Below are 14,227 nucleotides of genomic sequence, written 5' to 3' on the forward strand. Positions count from 1 at the left end.
CTCCGAAGATGGGAAACAGACAGGGAACCGTATAAGTGTATTCGGCTTAGCGAGCGGCGAGGAGCGACAGGGCTCTAATCAGCTCTGATCGTGAGCCGTTGAGCCGATTGCCCGCGCTACGCCGGAAGCGTCTTCGGGAATGACTAGGTCACCGCGACCGATACACATCAACGCAAAATTACGCATCGCTTCAGAGCCGGGAGTGAAGTACTCGTTGTGGCCAACAGAGCCAGCCAGTTCTTGCTTCTGCAGCACATCGAAGCCGCCATTCACGCCGAGAGAATGAGCGCCGAAAGTTGCCGTGCCTGGGTCGGCCCCGAAGTAGGAGCTGTTGGGAATCGGATCCCACGCGGCCTCGCCGACAAACACGTTGCCATCGCGCACATTCAAATCAGCGACGGACTCTGCGGGGCTTCCGGGCGAACCCACCATTGCTAAGGCATCAATATCGAAGTCATATTCCGACAACGCCATCATCGCCGCCGTCGTTCCATACGAGTGTGCGACTACCGAGATGTAGGGCTGATCGGCACCACGTTGCGCCTGCAAACCGAGAATGGCGTTCGCCAGAGTGTCACGCCCCTGTACGGCGTTATCGATCGCCCCCACATTGGTGAGGTTAGGGGTGTCGTAGCCAATCCACGCCACGGTGGCGACCGTCTCATTGCTCGTGAAGACCGACTGAGAATCAAAGAGCTCAAGCCACGCCTGTTGCTCGGTGTACAGAGTGTTGGCGGCATCCGCCCAAAACGACATCTGCCCCTCAATAGTGAAGAACATGCCCGGCACCAAGAAACTCACGTAGTCGGCGTCGTTCAGGTCGCCAAGCACAATGGCAGCCCGACCCTGCCCCGTGACATCCAAAGTGACCAGAGTGCGTTCGGGGTTAGAACTATCAAAGACCAGAGCCTCCGAGATGGAGGACAACATGCTGAGTTGTTGACGTGCGCTCTGCTGCACGGCACGACCGGCATCCGAATTCGCGACCGAATTGAGCTCGGCGATTGTCTCGTCAAGCACCGTGCGATTGCTGACATCGCGAATCGTGTACGGCACGCCCTCAAGGTTGCCGAGGAGTTGGGGGCTCGCTACTTCTAACGCTTCTTGGCGGTCAATCGCGAGGTCGCCCCACCAGAGAGCCACTTCTTGAGCGGGCGGCTGCGCTGAAAGGATCTGTTCCACGGCGCCCGGGCGGGCTGCAAGATACTCCGCAATGCCGCTAGTGGGAATGCTCGCGAGGGCTGTCAGAGTACGGCCGCTGAACGTGGATGTTCCTACCGCCGAGCCGCTCAGCGCCCCAGTGGTGTCGACGACGGGACCCACAAAGGGGGCCGGTGCATCGCTGGTGACAATCGAGCTGAAGTGCACTTCGGGCACGCCAGAGACCTCGGTGGCGGGTAAGCCGACGACCGAGGTAGCTAGAACGAATGCAATTTCAATCAGCAACGACGGGTATTCCCCTCAGGAACATTGACCATGTGCCATCCCCGCACACGAACACGTTCAGGCAATCCTAAGGCAATCGCGCCCTGTTCGGGGGTAAACCAAAGGCATTACTGTCGTTTTGCATAGTTTTAAATAGCTTCAGGGCCACCTTTGAGCAGACGGGCGAATTGTGCAGCATCGAGCACGGGGATGCCCAACTGCTCCGCCTTGGTGAGTTTGGAACCGGCACCCGGCCCGGCGGCAACATAGTCAGTCTTTTTGCTCACGCTGGAGGCCGCTTTAGCGCCCGCCGCGATGATCGCCTCTTGTGCGCCTTCACGAGTAAATCCATCGAGGCTGCCCGTGGCAACGATGGTCAATCCGGCAAGAATCCCGTCATTGGACTGAGCGGCTCCGGGGCCGGCATGACCGGGAGTTGACCACTGCACACCCGCATCTGTCCACCGCTGCACGATCTCTTGGTGCCAATCGACCTCGAACCAGTCCCCCACAGAATCAGCGATGATTCCGCCCACGCCATCCACGGCGGCAAGTTCTTCTCGCGTGGCCTCGCGGATGGCGGTGAGCGAGCCGAAGTAGTCGGCGAGCGCACGCGCAGCGACCGGACCGACATGGCGGATGCTGAGGCTAACTAGGAGCCGCCAGAGGGGTTTGGTTTTCGCTTCCTGAAGATTGGCGATGAGTTTGATCGCGTTGCTCGACGGCACCCAATCGGGTGTTCCAGAAAATTGGGTCGCGTCGGCATCGAACTCGGGGTCAGCGTCTTTGCCCGTGAACTTGCGTGCACGCCGGAACGGAGTGACGAGTCGCTCGGAGCCGTCATCGTTGACGAGCACCTCCCCCGTCTCGGAGTCACGCACCGCAACGACAATCGGAAAGATATCTTCCACCGTGAGATCGAATAACCCCGCCTCGTTGATCAGCGGAGGAACCTCGGGTTCGCGGGGCTGGGTCAGGGCACGAGCAATTACTTCGCCCAACACCTCGATATCGAGCCCGCCCCGACTGCCGGCGTGTTCGATACGACCTCGCACTTGAGCGGGGCAACTGCGGGCATTCGGACACCGCAAGTCAATATCGCCCTCTTTCATCGCCCGCAACGGTGTTGCGCATTCTGGGCAATTCGCGGGCATGACAAAGGCGTACTCGCTGCCATCCCGCAGTTCTTCGACCGGGCCAAGAATCTCGGGGATCACATCGCCCGCCTTGCGCAGCACAACGGTGTCGCCGATGAGCACACCCTTGCGCTTGACGACATCCTGATTGTGCAGTGTTGCCTGCCGCACGACAGACCCGGCAACGAGCGCCGGCTCCATGACCGCATACGGTGTTGCGCGACCGGTGCGCCCCACTCCCACCACGATGTCGAGCAGCTTCGTGTTCACTTGCTCGGGCGGATATTTGTAGGCGATCGCCCACCGCGGCGCACGAGAGGTAGCGCCGAGCTCGTCGTGAAGTGCAAGCTCGTCGACCTTGATCACAATGCCGTCGATCTCATGCTCAACGCTGTCCCGGTGTTCGCCGTAGTAGCGAATGAATTCTTCTACTTCGCCCGCCGTCGGCACTACTCGAAAATACTTGCTCGTCGGCAGGCCCCAACCGGAAAGAACACCGTAGATCTCGCTCTGGGTGCGAATGGGCTCGTGGCCCTCACGCTCACCATTCCACGCGCCGATGCCGTGCACGAGCATCCGCAACGACGACAATCGCCGACGCATGTGGGCAAGTTTCTCTTCAGATTTGCCTTCAGATTTTTGACGAAGCGACCCCGCCGCAGCGTTGCGGGGGTTCGCAAAAACCTTCTCACTGATGCGAGTCTGTTCGGCATTCAGCTCGCGGAACAGCTCGAGCGGAATGAACACCTCTCCACGCACTTCAACGATGGGCGGATGCCCGGTGCCTGCCAGCCGCTGCGGAATGCCTTCCACGCGCACAATGTTTTCCGTCACGTCTTCGCCCACGCGACCGTCGCCCCGGGTGGCGGCACTGACGAGCACACCATCGATGTAGCGCAAGTTGATCGCCAGCCCGTCGATCTTGAGCTCGCACAAAAAGTCGACGTCGCGCGCAGAATCGCGCTGCACCTTCGCGGCCCATTCAGCGAACTCTTCGAGCGAGAAGACGTTGTCGAGACTCAGCATGCGTTCGGCGTGCTCAACGGGATCGAAGAGGGTGGCTGCCTTACCGCCAACGCGCAGGGTCGGGCTGTCTTGGCCCTGGAGTTCAGGATGCAGGGTCTCAAGTTTCTCGAGCCTCTGAATTAGACCGTCATACTCGGCGTCATCGACCAGCACTTCGTCGCGCACGTAGTACGCATCACGCAATTCAAGGATGCGCGTGGTGAGGCTTTCTGCCTCGTGCTGCGCCTCGGCGAGCGACGGATCGGCTGTCTCAACGACCTGGTCGTCGGACGAGTGGGAGGAACCTGAGTTCTCGGTGCTAGTAGCCACGCCTCAAGTGTAAACAGCGGCACTGACTTCTGAGTGTGCAACCATGCCGACTCCGCAGGAGAGCCGACCGAGGGGCCAATCGAGGACTTTTAGACCCCGACCGGAACCGCAGAAACGGTGCGTGCGATTGTGCACTGGCCAAGCACTCGCGTGCCAACGTAAAGAACCGCAGTCTGGCCGGGCGAGACACCAATGAGCGGCTCGTGGGGCCGCACGATGAGCTCGGGACCCTTCGCATCGCCGACGTTGTCGACGCCCTCGGTTGCCGGGGCAATCCGAGCGGTGGCTGGCATCGGGTCGGAGTGTGCGCGCACTTGAACATGGCACTCGAAGCTTGCACCGGGTTCGCTGATGAAACCCGAGGCGAGCGGGTCAAGCCCAGCCCACGAAAACTTGGTGCCGGCGACTTCGGAGAGAGCAAGAGCTTCGCGGGGCCCGACAACAACCTCGTTGGTCTTGGGACGGATCTCCAACACGAAACGGGGCTTGCCGTCATCCGTGGGATAACCGACGTTGAGGCCCTTGCGCTGGCCGATCGTGAACGCGACAGCACCCTCGTGCTTGCCGAGAACCTCGCCATTGCGGTCAAGAATTTCGCCCTGCTCTGCGCCAACCTTGTCGGCCAACCAGCCGCGAGTATTGCCATCAGGGATAAAGCAAATGTCGTGAGAATCAGGCTTGTTCGCTACCGAGAAACCACGCTCTGCGGCCTCAGCACGAATCTCTGCCTTCGACGGCGTAGACCCGAGCGGGAACATGCTGTGCGCGAGCTGCTCGGTCGTGAGCACACCAAGCACGTAGGACTGGTCTTTCGCCCAGGCCGCAGCGCGGTGAAGCTCACGATTGCCGTTGTCATCTTCAACGATGTTGGCGTAATGGCCGGTAGCGACAGCGTCAAACCCTAGGGCGACAGCCTTCTCGAGGAGCGCCGCAAACTTGATGCGCTCGTTGCAGCGCATGCAGGGGTTCGGAGTGCGTCCGGCCGAATACTCGGCGATGAAGTCATCGACGACATCGAGCTTGAAGCGCTCGGAGAAGTCCCAGACGTAATACGGGATGCCGATCATGTTGGCGGCCCGCTGGGCATCCATGGAATCTTCAATCGTGCAGCAACCGCGGGCACCGGTGCGCAGGGTTCCTGGCTGCCGGCTCAGCGCCAAATGCACCCCAACAACCTCATGCCCTGCCTCGACTGCACGCGCGGCAGCAACCGCGGAGTCCACTCCGCCACTCATCGCCGCTAAAACCTTCATACATCAAGTGTACGAGACGAGTTGCTGGGCAAGTTCTTACTGCGGGATGTCGGTGAGCGTCTTTTCGACGCCAGCGAGGCGCTGTTCAATGGCATCCAGTCGCTGAATGAGCACCTGATTGGCTTCGAGCGTCTGCTCGGCGAGCGCCCGATAATCGCCGCCCGCTTGGGCATCCGAAACGTATTTGGCCGTCTCGGCCTTCTTGTTGACCGCGTTGGTGATCACGCCCGCGATGATTCCCGTGACGGCAATGATCGCGATCCAAAACCAGAGGCTATAGAAGATTTCCATTATGTTCCTTCGTGAGAGTTGCTGTTGTCGGACGGAGTTGCATCGTCGACGGCGATGTCGGGTGCCGCACTCGTCGCCGCAGTTTTCGCCACTGCCCTCGCGAGCAAAGCCGGCGTAACGGTGACTCGAAAGGGAACCACCTCGAAGAGCTTCAGCGCTTTGCCGTCGTCGCTCAGCTCGTGATGGCCGGCGACAAAGCCCACTTCCTCAAGCTTGGCGAGGTGCATATATAGCAAGGGGCGGGACATTCCGACGCGACGAGCGAGCTCGCTCACGTGCTTCTGGCCGCTCGATAGCTCGGCCAGAATGCGCATGCGTTGCGGATTAGCCACCGCGGCTAACCACGCTCCGAGCTCTTCAGAATTCACAAGAATCCTTTCACCTGTAATAAAAAACTTACACATAGGTGATGGCAAGGTCAAGGCTGACGGTGCGCGGCACCGCACGAGCAGAAAGTGGCCCTAACGACCGAGCACAGTCAGGCGGTCCGAATAGCCGGCATCTCGCGCCCGCTCCACCGCGTGCGGCAAGGCCGCAACGAACTGAGCAACCTCGTCAGCCGTCGTGGACTCTCCGAGCGAGATCCGCAAAGCACCGCGAGCAGTGGGCTCGTCGAGACCCATCGCGAGCAAAACATGACTCGCTTCTGGCACCCCCGCCTGACAAGCGGAACCCGTCGAAACACTGAAACCTGCGACATCCAATAGGAACAAGAGAGAGTCACCCTCGCAACCCGGGAACGTGAAGTGCGCATTGCCAGGGAGCCGATCGTGCGGATCGCCCCGCAGCACAGCCTCGGGCACTGCTGAGCGAACTCCGGCGATGAGAGAATCGCGCAGCGCCGTGAGCCGAGTTGCCTGCTCTGCCAGATCGGCTGTGGCCTCCCGCGCTGCTGCCGCAAAAGCAACCGCCCCCGGAGCATCCATCGTGCCGGAGCGTGCGCGCTGCTGACTTCCGCCATGAATGAGCGGAGTAACGGATGCCGAACGAGCGATCACGAGCGCACCGACGCCGACCGGTCCCCCGATTTTGTGTGCCGAAACGCTGAGCGCAGCAACACCAGCAGCATGAAAGTCGATCGGAACGTAACCGAGCGCGGATACCGCGTCAACGTGCACGGGAACACCATGGGCCTTGGCAAGCGCCGCAATTTCGGTAACCGGCTGGAGGGTACCGACTTCGTTGTTGGCCCAGAGCATCGAAATAAGAGCAACGTCGTCGGCGAGCGCCTCGTGCACATAGTCCACGTCGATGCGACCGACAGCGTCGACGGGAATCCAGTCGAGTACTGCGCCCTCGTGAGCGCTCATCCACTCCACAGCATCGATAGTGGCGTGATGTTCGGCCTGGGCAACCAAGATTCGGCGGCGTTGGACGCCACCAGAATTGCGGGCCCAGTACAGCCCCTTGATGCCGAGGTTAATTGCTTCTGTCCCGCCAGAAGTAAAGGTAATTTCAACCGAGTCTGCACTCACACTCGCGGCCACCGCCTCGCGCGCCTCTTCGAGCATACGTTTGGCCGCTTGCCCCTGGGAGTGAATTGACGAAGGGTTACCGACGACCGGTAATGCGTGCGCAAACGCCTGCACCACAGCCGGGCGCATGGGCGTTGTCGCCGCATGGTCAAGATAGATCGTCACCGTAACTCCGCTACTCCCCCACAGAATCCATCCGGATGTCTGTGTGTCATTACTCTAGATCGCATGCACTCTCGCTTCGACCTCGCTTCTACTCGCCCGAACGCAGGAGCCCGCTAATGGCGCTCGGCACTCCGGCAACCGTGGCGCTCGACGCGCTCGGCATCTCCTTCACCTCGCACCCCTATGCGCACGATGCGGGCACGACTGAATACGGTGTAGAAGCGGCCACGGTTCTCGGCGTCGACCCCGAGCAAGTGTTCAAGACATTGATGACGATGGTGGATGACGAGATGGTCGTAGCTGTAGTGCCTGTCTCTGGAAAATTGGACCTCAAAGCACTCGCCGCCGTTGTGGGCGGAAAGAAGGCCAGCATGGCTGATCCCATGGTCGCGCAACGCCGCACTGGTTACGTACTCGGAGGAATCAGTCCGCTTGGCCAGCGAATAACGCACCGCACGGTGATTGACGAAACCGTTGAACTCTTCGACACCGTTTTTGTCAGCGGCGGTACGCGCGGTTGTGACATTGAACTCGCGCCGAGTGACCTCATCCGCGCGGCTGCGGCAATTACCGCTCCCATCGCACGCGGCTAACACACAGCGTGCGGAGTTGACGCGCCGCGTGCGATTGTCGCGCCGCGTGCGCGATTAGCGTGTTTCGCGCAGCAACTGGGCGCCCGAACCGAATGCCACCCCGCCCTAGTAGAGCAGCAGTGTCAAACGGCGGCGCGCATCGGCCACACGAGGATCTTCAGCGCCCGCAATTTCGAAGTAGTCGAGCATTCGGGTGCGGATAGCGCCCTTGCCGTCGGCGTCGGCCGAAGGAAAGAGTTCGAGCAAACGATCGAAGGCATCACCGAGGTGTCCGCCAGAGACATCGAGGTCGGCAACCGCCAACTGAGCGTCAACGTTGAGGGGCTCTTGGGCTGCTGCGCTGCGCACAGAGTCAACCGTGTGCCCGTCGAGGCGCAACAACAATGACACCTGAGCAAGCCCAGCGACTGCTTGCTGATCGCGCGGGTTCTGAGTAATAGCTGACTGGTACGCGGCAATCGCTGCGGGATAGTCGCCAGCCGAAATGGCATCAAACGCTTCCTGATGAAGCGGCGGCAGCGGCTCTTCCACTGGTTCTTCTTCAGCTGCGTCAGACCCTTCGGGGGCCGGCAGCGTGCCGGTCACCTTGTTCTCGGCTGCCAGTTGCAACACCTGCTCGAGCACCTCTTTGAGATCGTTCTCGGGCATGATGCCGCTGAAGAGCTGCACAGGACGCCCACCGATAACCGCGGCTACCGTGGGAACCTCTTGCACCTGGAAAGCCTGCACCAGTTGCGGGTTGCTCGTGGCATCCACCACAACCAGGGCGAAACGGCCCTTGTACTGCGCGATCGTGGGCTCGAGAGCTGGCTCGATGCCCTGCCCATAGAACTCGACGATCACGGGAACCGTGTTCGACAGCTCAAGGACCTGCGTGAACGAAGCGTCGTTCGCGCTGGTGGCAAAACCACTGGGCTGTGGCGCTTCTCCCGCCGTCGTGGCGCCGGCACCCTCGCCTGCCGCGGGGGCGGGCGTGTTGTGCTGGCGAACGAGGGATGAGAGATCCACTGCGCCGCGAAGGCTAGCGGCATTCAGGGGGGCGTTAGTCATTTCAACTCCGATGCTGCAACAAGTCCTTGGGTGTAGCCAAGCAGGATAATTTTCTCATCGCTGCCCGCTGCTGGGACATAAAAGAGTAACTGATCCCCGTAGGTAGATTTGATTCCCTCTTCGGTAATCGAGATGCCGGAGAGAGCCTTCGTCTGACCGCTAAAGGTCACAGCAGAGCCCTCTTCCTTGGGCGCTGCGACCTTAGTCTCATAAAGATGCACGGCAACAATTGCACCCGCATCGATCGTCGCCATCGCGATCGGATCTGCCGAACCAAGCTCGTGACCATAGGTCAGAGTGGCTGTGCTGGAGAGGGCGGCCTTCTCCTTTTTCTTCACGGCAAGACCGACGCTCACACGAAGGCTGTCGCCCTCAGCTTCGAAGTCGAGATAGGAGTCGCTTTCGACATCCTGTTCAAGAATCTCTGCATAGTTGAGAGCAACCTCGGTGGGTGAGGAACGCAAAAGACCGCTATCGGCGGGTAGGCGCGAGGTACCCACGCTGGCAGCCGCGACATCCGGGAACACCACGGAGGGTTCAAGGTTCATGGCGTAGCTGACCTTGTAGTTGTCGCGAGGAGTTTCCTGTTCCAAGAACAATGCAATCGGAGCGACCGTTGAATCAGTCTCGTCGAGGATGATCGTGAAGACCGTGCGCGGCCAGGACTCAGTCTGTTGCGGCAACGTCAGCTGCACGGGGCCATCCGGAATCGCGGCCGGGAGGGCAATCGAATCGTCTGCCTTGCGCATCTTGTAGTTCGCAAGACGATATTCCAGCGCAGCTTCAGCGAAGCGTGTCTCGATGAGATCAGTGTCACGCTCTTCGTCGGCCTCTTGGGAGACCGCGCTGATCTGCGCAACGATCTTCTCAATCTGACGCACGGATACCGCGGGAGTTGCCGCGGTTCCTGCCGCAGAGGTGGAGGTCGCAGTAGGACTCGGGACGCTCTCATCGGCTGCGGAGTTCGGCGTGCTCGAGGTCGTGCATCCGCTCAACACGAGAACACTCACCAGAACGGTCGGCACTGCGAAGCGAACGCTCGTGCGCAAAGTGGTGCTTTCGCTCGCCTTGGAACCACGCTTAGAAGGCTTATAGCGGGCCTTTTTAGGAACCTTGGGCATTTTTTGCGGCTTGCGACGAGGGCCGCCAGCACGACGCATGTGGTGCACAGCCCACATCAAGAATATCAGGCCGAGCAGCAACACGGCAGCACCACCGAGGATGAGCGGACCAGCCCAGGGGGTGGTGTTGTCGAGCGGCCACGAGATCGATACCGCGTTTGGTGCGGGCTCGATGCCATCAGCGGCCACGATGAATGACACATCGCTCGGAATCTTCACGGTGAGAGCGAGCTCATCCTCAGCCTCGTAGCTCTCGAGCCACAGGTCAGAGGTGTAGGGGTCGGGAACCTCTTGTTCTGTGCCGCTGATGCTCTCAGTGGCGAGGTCTCCCGTTTCGGCGTCGAGAGTGACCATGTTGTAGCTGGCGTCACCGACCCACGCGAGCACGTCGGTCGTGCGACCGTAGGCAGCGACGACGCGACGATCGCCTTCGATGCGGATCGTCTGATTGCCCGAGTACGTATTGAATGCTTCACCGCTGATCACGGTGAGAGGCGCGGCGCCGCTGGTTTCTGCGGAAACCGAGACTTGATCTGGGGTCGCAAGAATGGTCTGCTGTGCAATGCCGTAGCCGATGAGTCCGGCTGCGAGCATAAAGCTAACTATGGCGAGAACGAATCTCACTATCTCTCCTTTCGTGTTGCCCAGGATTACTCGCCGTGCGAGGGCCCTAGCCACACTGGCTGAACCTCGGTCGGACTGGAGGTAAGGGCCCCATCCACGCGGGTAGGCAACAACAAAGACGTTCAAGAATAGCCGATCGTCTTCGTGCGAACTAGTTACTCTTCTGGGAAGTTTCTGGGAGATCAGTGAACGCCCCAGATTGGGGATGAGACCAGAATGACAGGAGGCCTCCTCACCCCACTAAACTCAGAGGGTTCATTCCGCTGACATCGAGGAGAAATCTTGGCCGCGAACGATACCGATTTCGGCACAGAGATGCGCGGTTACAAGAGGGACGACGTCGATAAACTGATTGGCGAGCTTCGTCGTGAGCTTGTAGCCGCCAAAGCAGACCGCACTTCCTCCACTAAAGAGGTAAAGCGACTCCTCGCCGTCAACGAGGATCTTCAGGCTGAGCTCGACGAATCGGGAAGCCCCACTTACAGCGGACTCGGCTCCAAGCTCGAAAGCATGCTGCGCGTTGCTGAAGAGCACTCCACTCAACTGATCAGCCAAGCTGACATCGACGCCGAGAAAATGCGCAAGGCCGTGCAGTCCGAAACCGCGGCGCTGCGTGCCGACACGGCCACTGAATCCGAACGCATCCTCAACGATGCAAACAGTGAAGCCGCCGCCCTCGCCAAATCCTCTCGTGCCGAAGCTGATGCTCTCATCGGTCGGGCGAAAGACGAAGCCTCTCAGCTCGTCGCCGACGCTGCCCGCGAAGCCGCCACTATTCGCGGTGCTGTAGCAACAGAAGCTGCGGATGCTCGCACTTCAGCCAAGCGTGAATCTGCAGCACTGCGTGCCGAAACCGAACGCGCCATGACGGAGCTGCGTGCCAGCACCGCAAGCGAAGTGGCTGAAGCCCGCGAAGCAGCAGAGTCCTTGGCTCGCGATGCTGAGCTCGGCCGCGCAACCTTCGAGGCCGAAAACACCAAGCAGCGAGAAGACCTCCACCGCGACATCGAACAAGCACGCACTGACCTTGCTCGCGAGATCGAGACGGCACGCGCCGAGCTCGAGGCCGAAACAGCCACAGCGCGCGAAACGCTCACCAACGAAACAAAGGCAGCTCACACCAAGCTCGCCAACGAAACAAAAGCGGCCCACACCACGCTCGCCAACGAAACAAAAGCGGCCAAGGCCAAGCATCAGGCTGAGCTCGATGCCGCGTACGCTGCACTCGAAGCGGAAGCAGAAGCCACACGCACTGCCGCCGCGACCGAAGCAGCGAACACGCTCGCTGAACTTGAAAAGACCGTTCTCGCGACGCAGTCATCCCTCGAAGCCGAACTCTCTGAGGCCCGCGAGCTGTGGGAACACGAAGAGCGCGAAGCCCGCCAGCAACTCGAGAGCGACGTCACCACAACTCGCGCGGCACTCGAAGACGAGGTGTCCACCACGAAGGCTGCTCTTGAACATGAGGTAACCAGCACCAAGGCAGCGCTCGAACAGGAAGTTTCCAGCACCAAGACGGCACTCGAGCAAGAAGTGAAGGTGACCCAAGCCTCACTTGAACAAGAGGTTACGACCACTCGCTCCGAACTCGAAACAGAGGTTGCCACCGCAAAGGCTGCCCTCGACGATGAGGTCACCACGACGCGGGCTGAGCTTGATGCTCACGTCAAGACCACTCGAAAAGAGCTTGCCGCCGATGTCGCCGCTCAGAAGAAGGCGCTCGACAAGGAAGTTTCTTCCACCACGAAGGCACTGGCCAAGGAGGTCTCGACAACACGGGCGGCTTTGGAAAGCGATGTAGAGACCACGCAGGCCGGTCTCGAAGCCGAAATCACGAGCGCTCGCGCCGCCTTCGAACAGGAGAGCACCACCGCTCGTGCCGAGTTCGACGCCGAGACGAGCACTCGTCGCAACGAACTCGAAGCCGAAATCGCCTCGGCAACGGCAGGCCTCGAAGAAGAAATGGCACGCCGCCACGCAGAGCTGGATGCTGAAATCGACAGCAAGCGCACCGAACTCGAAAGCTACGCATCGGAGACACGGTCCACGCTCGCTCACGATGTCGAGAAGCAGACCACCGACCTTGAGCGCGACATCGCACGCCAGCGCGCAGAACTAGCCAACGAGGTTGAGTCGACACGGGCCACCATCAAGCATCAGCTTGAGGAGACCCGCACCACGATCGAGCGCGAGGCCGAAGCAGCCCGCATCTCACTTGAGCAGGAAATTGCGGCACGCCGCGATGACGCCGAAAAGGAATTCCTGGCGCAGCACAAAGAGGCAACAGCTCAAACGCAGAACTACCTCGAGGAAGCCCAAGCCCAACTGGCCGAAGCTGTGCGTGAGGCTAACGCCAAACGTAACGAAGCAGAGGAGCTCACCAAGAGCTCGCAAGCCGAAGCCAAAGCGTTGCTCGCCGACGCCTCTGGTCGGGCTACCGACGAAGTTGCGGATGCCGAACAGCGCGCCAAGGCGATGCTCGACGACGCCGAGAAGCGCTCCCACCATCTCGTCAGCGAGGCCGAAGACCGCCTCGCCAAGATCAAGGCGGAACGCGAAACAGTTGCCGGATACTTCGAAAACCTTCGCGGAGTTCTGAACCAAGCCGAGGAAGTTAGCTAGCAACAGCCCGCACGGCACCTAGAATTGCGCTCAGCCCGACACAGTTGCGTTAGGCCGAACGGAGCCATGCAATGAAGATCCTCAATCCATTCCGCCTCGGACTACTCGGCGGTCTAGGGGTTCTTGTCGCGGTTGGAATCGGCCAGACGGTGATTTCGCTCGCGACGATTCTGACGTACGTGGGGGCAGCGCTCTTCCTCGCGCTCGGCCTCGACCCTGTCGTCACGTGGCTCGAGACGAAGAAGTTCCCGCGATGGACCGCGATTCTTACCGTGCTGGCTGGCGTGCTTGGGGTTTTCACCGGGCTCATTTTTGCGATCGTTCCCGTAATCGCCGAGCAGGTCAGAAACGCGTCCGAAGCCATCCCGCGACTCGTCACCGCCTTCTTCGATGGAACCGTTCGCGAGAGCGTCGAGACAGCGTTCCCATGGCTCAACGTGCAAGATCTGCTCGACGGCTTCAACGTCTGGATCGCAGACCTCGACTTCACCACGATCGGTGGCGGAGTGTTCGCCGTCGGCATCGGTATCGCCACCGGAATTACCGGCGCCATCATCGTGCTTATCCTCACGATTTACTTCGTATCGTCGCTCAACAACATCAAAGGTGGCCTGTACCAACTCGTGCCTGCGACCAAGCGCGCGAAGTTCATCGACCTCGCCGAACAAGTCAGCGCTGCAGTTGGTCGCTACGTCATCGGTCAGGGCTCACTCGCGCTCGTCAACGGTGTGCTGTCGTTCCTGGTCCTGACTCTGATCTTCCCGGCATTCGGGCTCCCCGTGAAGTACTCAGCACTGCTGGCCTTCATCGCCTTCGTCGGGTCACTCATCCCACTCGTTGGAACGCTCAGCGGCTCCATTGTGATCACGCTGCTCGTGCTGCTGTTCAACGGCCCGCCCAGCGTGATCGCCGTTGGAATCTACTACCTGATCTACATGCAGGTTGAGGCTTACCTGCTCAACCCACGCATCATGAACAAAGCCGTCAAGATTCCCGGCGCGCTCGTGGTGATTGCCGCCCTCGCGGGCGGAACGTTACTGGGCATCCTGGGGGCGCTTATCGCAATCCCCGTTGCCGCAGCGATCCTGCTGATTGTTCAGCAAGTTGTCGTGCCGCGCCAAGCAGACCTCTAACGAC

The 14,227-nt window shown here is 60.4% G+C and carries 11 protein-coding genes; 3 read left to right on the plus strand and 8 right to left on the minus strand.

Annotated features, from left to right (window positions below; translation table 11 throughout):
- Nucleotides 1–78: 78 nt before the first annotated feature.
- The 6 genes from I6E81_RS03570 to I6E81_RS03595 form a co-directional block, all read right to left on the minus strand.
- Complete coding sequence (locus I6E81_RS03570; RefSeq protein WP_197106018.1) at nt 79–1,446, minus strand: alpha/beta hydrolase; 1,368 nt, start codon at nt 1,444–1,446, stop codon at nt 79–81.
- 128 nt (nt 1,447–1,574) lie between these two features.
- Nucleotides 1,575–3,896: an NAD-dependent DNA ligase LigA gene (ligA, locus tag I6E81_RS03575; protein ID WP_197106019.1), complete on the minus strand. Its 2,322-nt coding sequence runs from the start codon at nt 3,894–3,896 to the stop codon at nt 1,575–1,577.
- Between the two features lie 89 nt (nt 3,897–3,985).
- Nucleotides 3,986–5,149, minus strand: a complete 1,164-nt coding sequence (mnmA, locus tag I6E81_RS03580) for a tRNA 2-thiouridine(34) synthase MnmA (RefSeq protein ID WP_197106020.1) — start codon at nt 5,147–5,149, stop codon at nt 3,986–3,988.
- 36 nt (nt 5,150–5,185) lie between these two features.
- Nucleotides 5,186–5,440 (minus strand): hypothetical protein, encoded by a 255-nt coding sequence (locus I6E81_RS03585; protein WP_197106021.1) that lies wholly within the window; start codon nt 5,438–5,440, stop codon nt 5,186–5,188.
- Nucleotides 5,440–5,808, minus strand: a complete 369-nt coding sequence (locus I6E81_RS03590; protein WP_307784095.1) for a winged helix-turn-helix domain-containing protein — start codon at nt 5,806–5,808, stop codon at nt 5,440–5,442. Before I6E81_RS03590 ends, I6E81_RS03585 begins: the two co-directional genes overlap by 1 nt.
- Nucleotides 5,809–5,901: 93 nt before the next feature.
- Nucleotides 5,902–7,080, minus strand: coding sequence for a cysteine desulfurase family protein (locus I6E81_RS03595; protein ID WP_197106022.1), 1,179 nt, complete (start codon nt 7,078–7,080; stop codon nt 5,902–5,904).
- A 116-nt stretch (nt 7,081–7,196) separates the two neighbouring features.
- Here I6E81_RS03595 and ybaK point away from each other — a divergent pair, with 116 nt between their 5' ends.
- The gene (gene ybaK, locus I6E81_RS03600; protein WP_197106023.1) at nt 7,197–7,673 is read left to right on the plus strand and encodes a Cys-tRNA(Pro) deacylase; all 477 of its coding nucleotides are present in this window, start codon (nt 7,197–7,199) and stop codon (nt 7,671–7,673) included.
- Between the two features lie 105 nt (nt 7,674–7,778).
- On the opposite strand, the gene I6E81_RS03605 is transcribed toward ybaK, so the two are convergent.
- Both I6E81_RS03605 and I6E81_RS03610 read right to left on the minus strand, forming a co-directional pair.
- Nucleotides 7,779–8,723: a tetratricopeptide repeat protein gene (locus tag I6E81_RS03605; protein ID WP_197106024.1), complete on the minus strand. Its 945-nt coding sequence runs from the start codon at nt 8,721–8,723 to the stop codon at nt 7,779–7,781.
- The gene (locus I6E81_RS03610; protein WP_307783840.1) at nt 8,720–10,468 is read right to left on the minus strand and encodes a hypothetical protein; all 1,749 of its coding nucleotides are present in this window, start codon (nt 10,466–10,468) and stop codon (nt 8,720–8,722) included. Before I6E81_RS03610 ends, I6E81_RS03605 begins: the two co-directional genes overlap by 4 nt.
- 282 nt (nt 10,469–10,750) lie before the next feature.
- Between I6E81_RS03610 and I6E81_RS03615 the strand changes: the two genes are divergently transcribed.
- Both I6E81_RS03615 and I6E81_RS03620 read left to right on the plus strand, forming a co-directional pair.
- Nucleotides 10,751–13,090 (plus strand): hypothetical protein, encoded by a 2,340-nt coding sequence (locus I6E81_RS03615; protein ID WP_197106026.1) that lies wholly within the window; start codon nt 10,751–10,753, stop codon nt 13,088–13,090.
- A 71-nt stretch (nt 13,091–13,161) separates the two neighbouring features.
- Complete coding sequence (locus I6E81_RS03620) at nt 13,162–14,223, plus strand: AI-2E family transporter (RefSeq protein WP_197106027.1); 1,062 nt, start codon at nt 13,162–13,164, stop codon at nt 14,221–14,223.
- Nucleotides 14,224–14,227: the final 4 nt, after the last annotated feature.

Origin of the sequence: Salinibacterium sp. NG22, from assembly GCF_015864925.1 — a bacterium.
Taxonomy (GTDB): Bacteria; Actinomycetota; Actinomycetes; order Actinomycetales; family Microbacteriaceae; genus Rhodoglobus.

Coding starts and splice junctions, on each gene's coding strand:
- ybaK (WP_197106023.1), top strand. CDS start 7,197: ATGGCGCTCGGCACTCCGGCAACCGTGGCGCTCGACGCGCTCGGCATC.
- I6E81_RS03585 (WP_197106021.1), bottom strand. CDS start 5,440: ATGGAAATCTTCTATAGCCTCTGGTTTTGGATCGCGATCATTGCCGTC.
- I6E81_RS03605 (WP_197106024.1), bottom strand. CDS start 8,723: ATGACTAACGCCCCCCTGAATGCCGCTAGCCTTCGCGGCGCAGTGGAT.
- mnmA (WP_197106020.1), bottom strand. CDS start 5,149: ATGAAGGTTTTAGCGGCGATGAGTGGCGGAGTGGACTCCGCGGTTGCT.
- I6E81_RS03620 (WP_197106027.1), top strand. CDS start 13,162: ATGAAGATCCTCAATCCATTCCGCCTCGGACTACTCGGCGGTCTAGGG.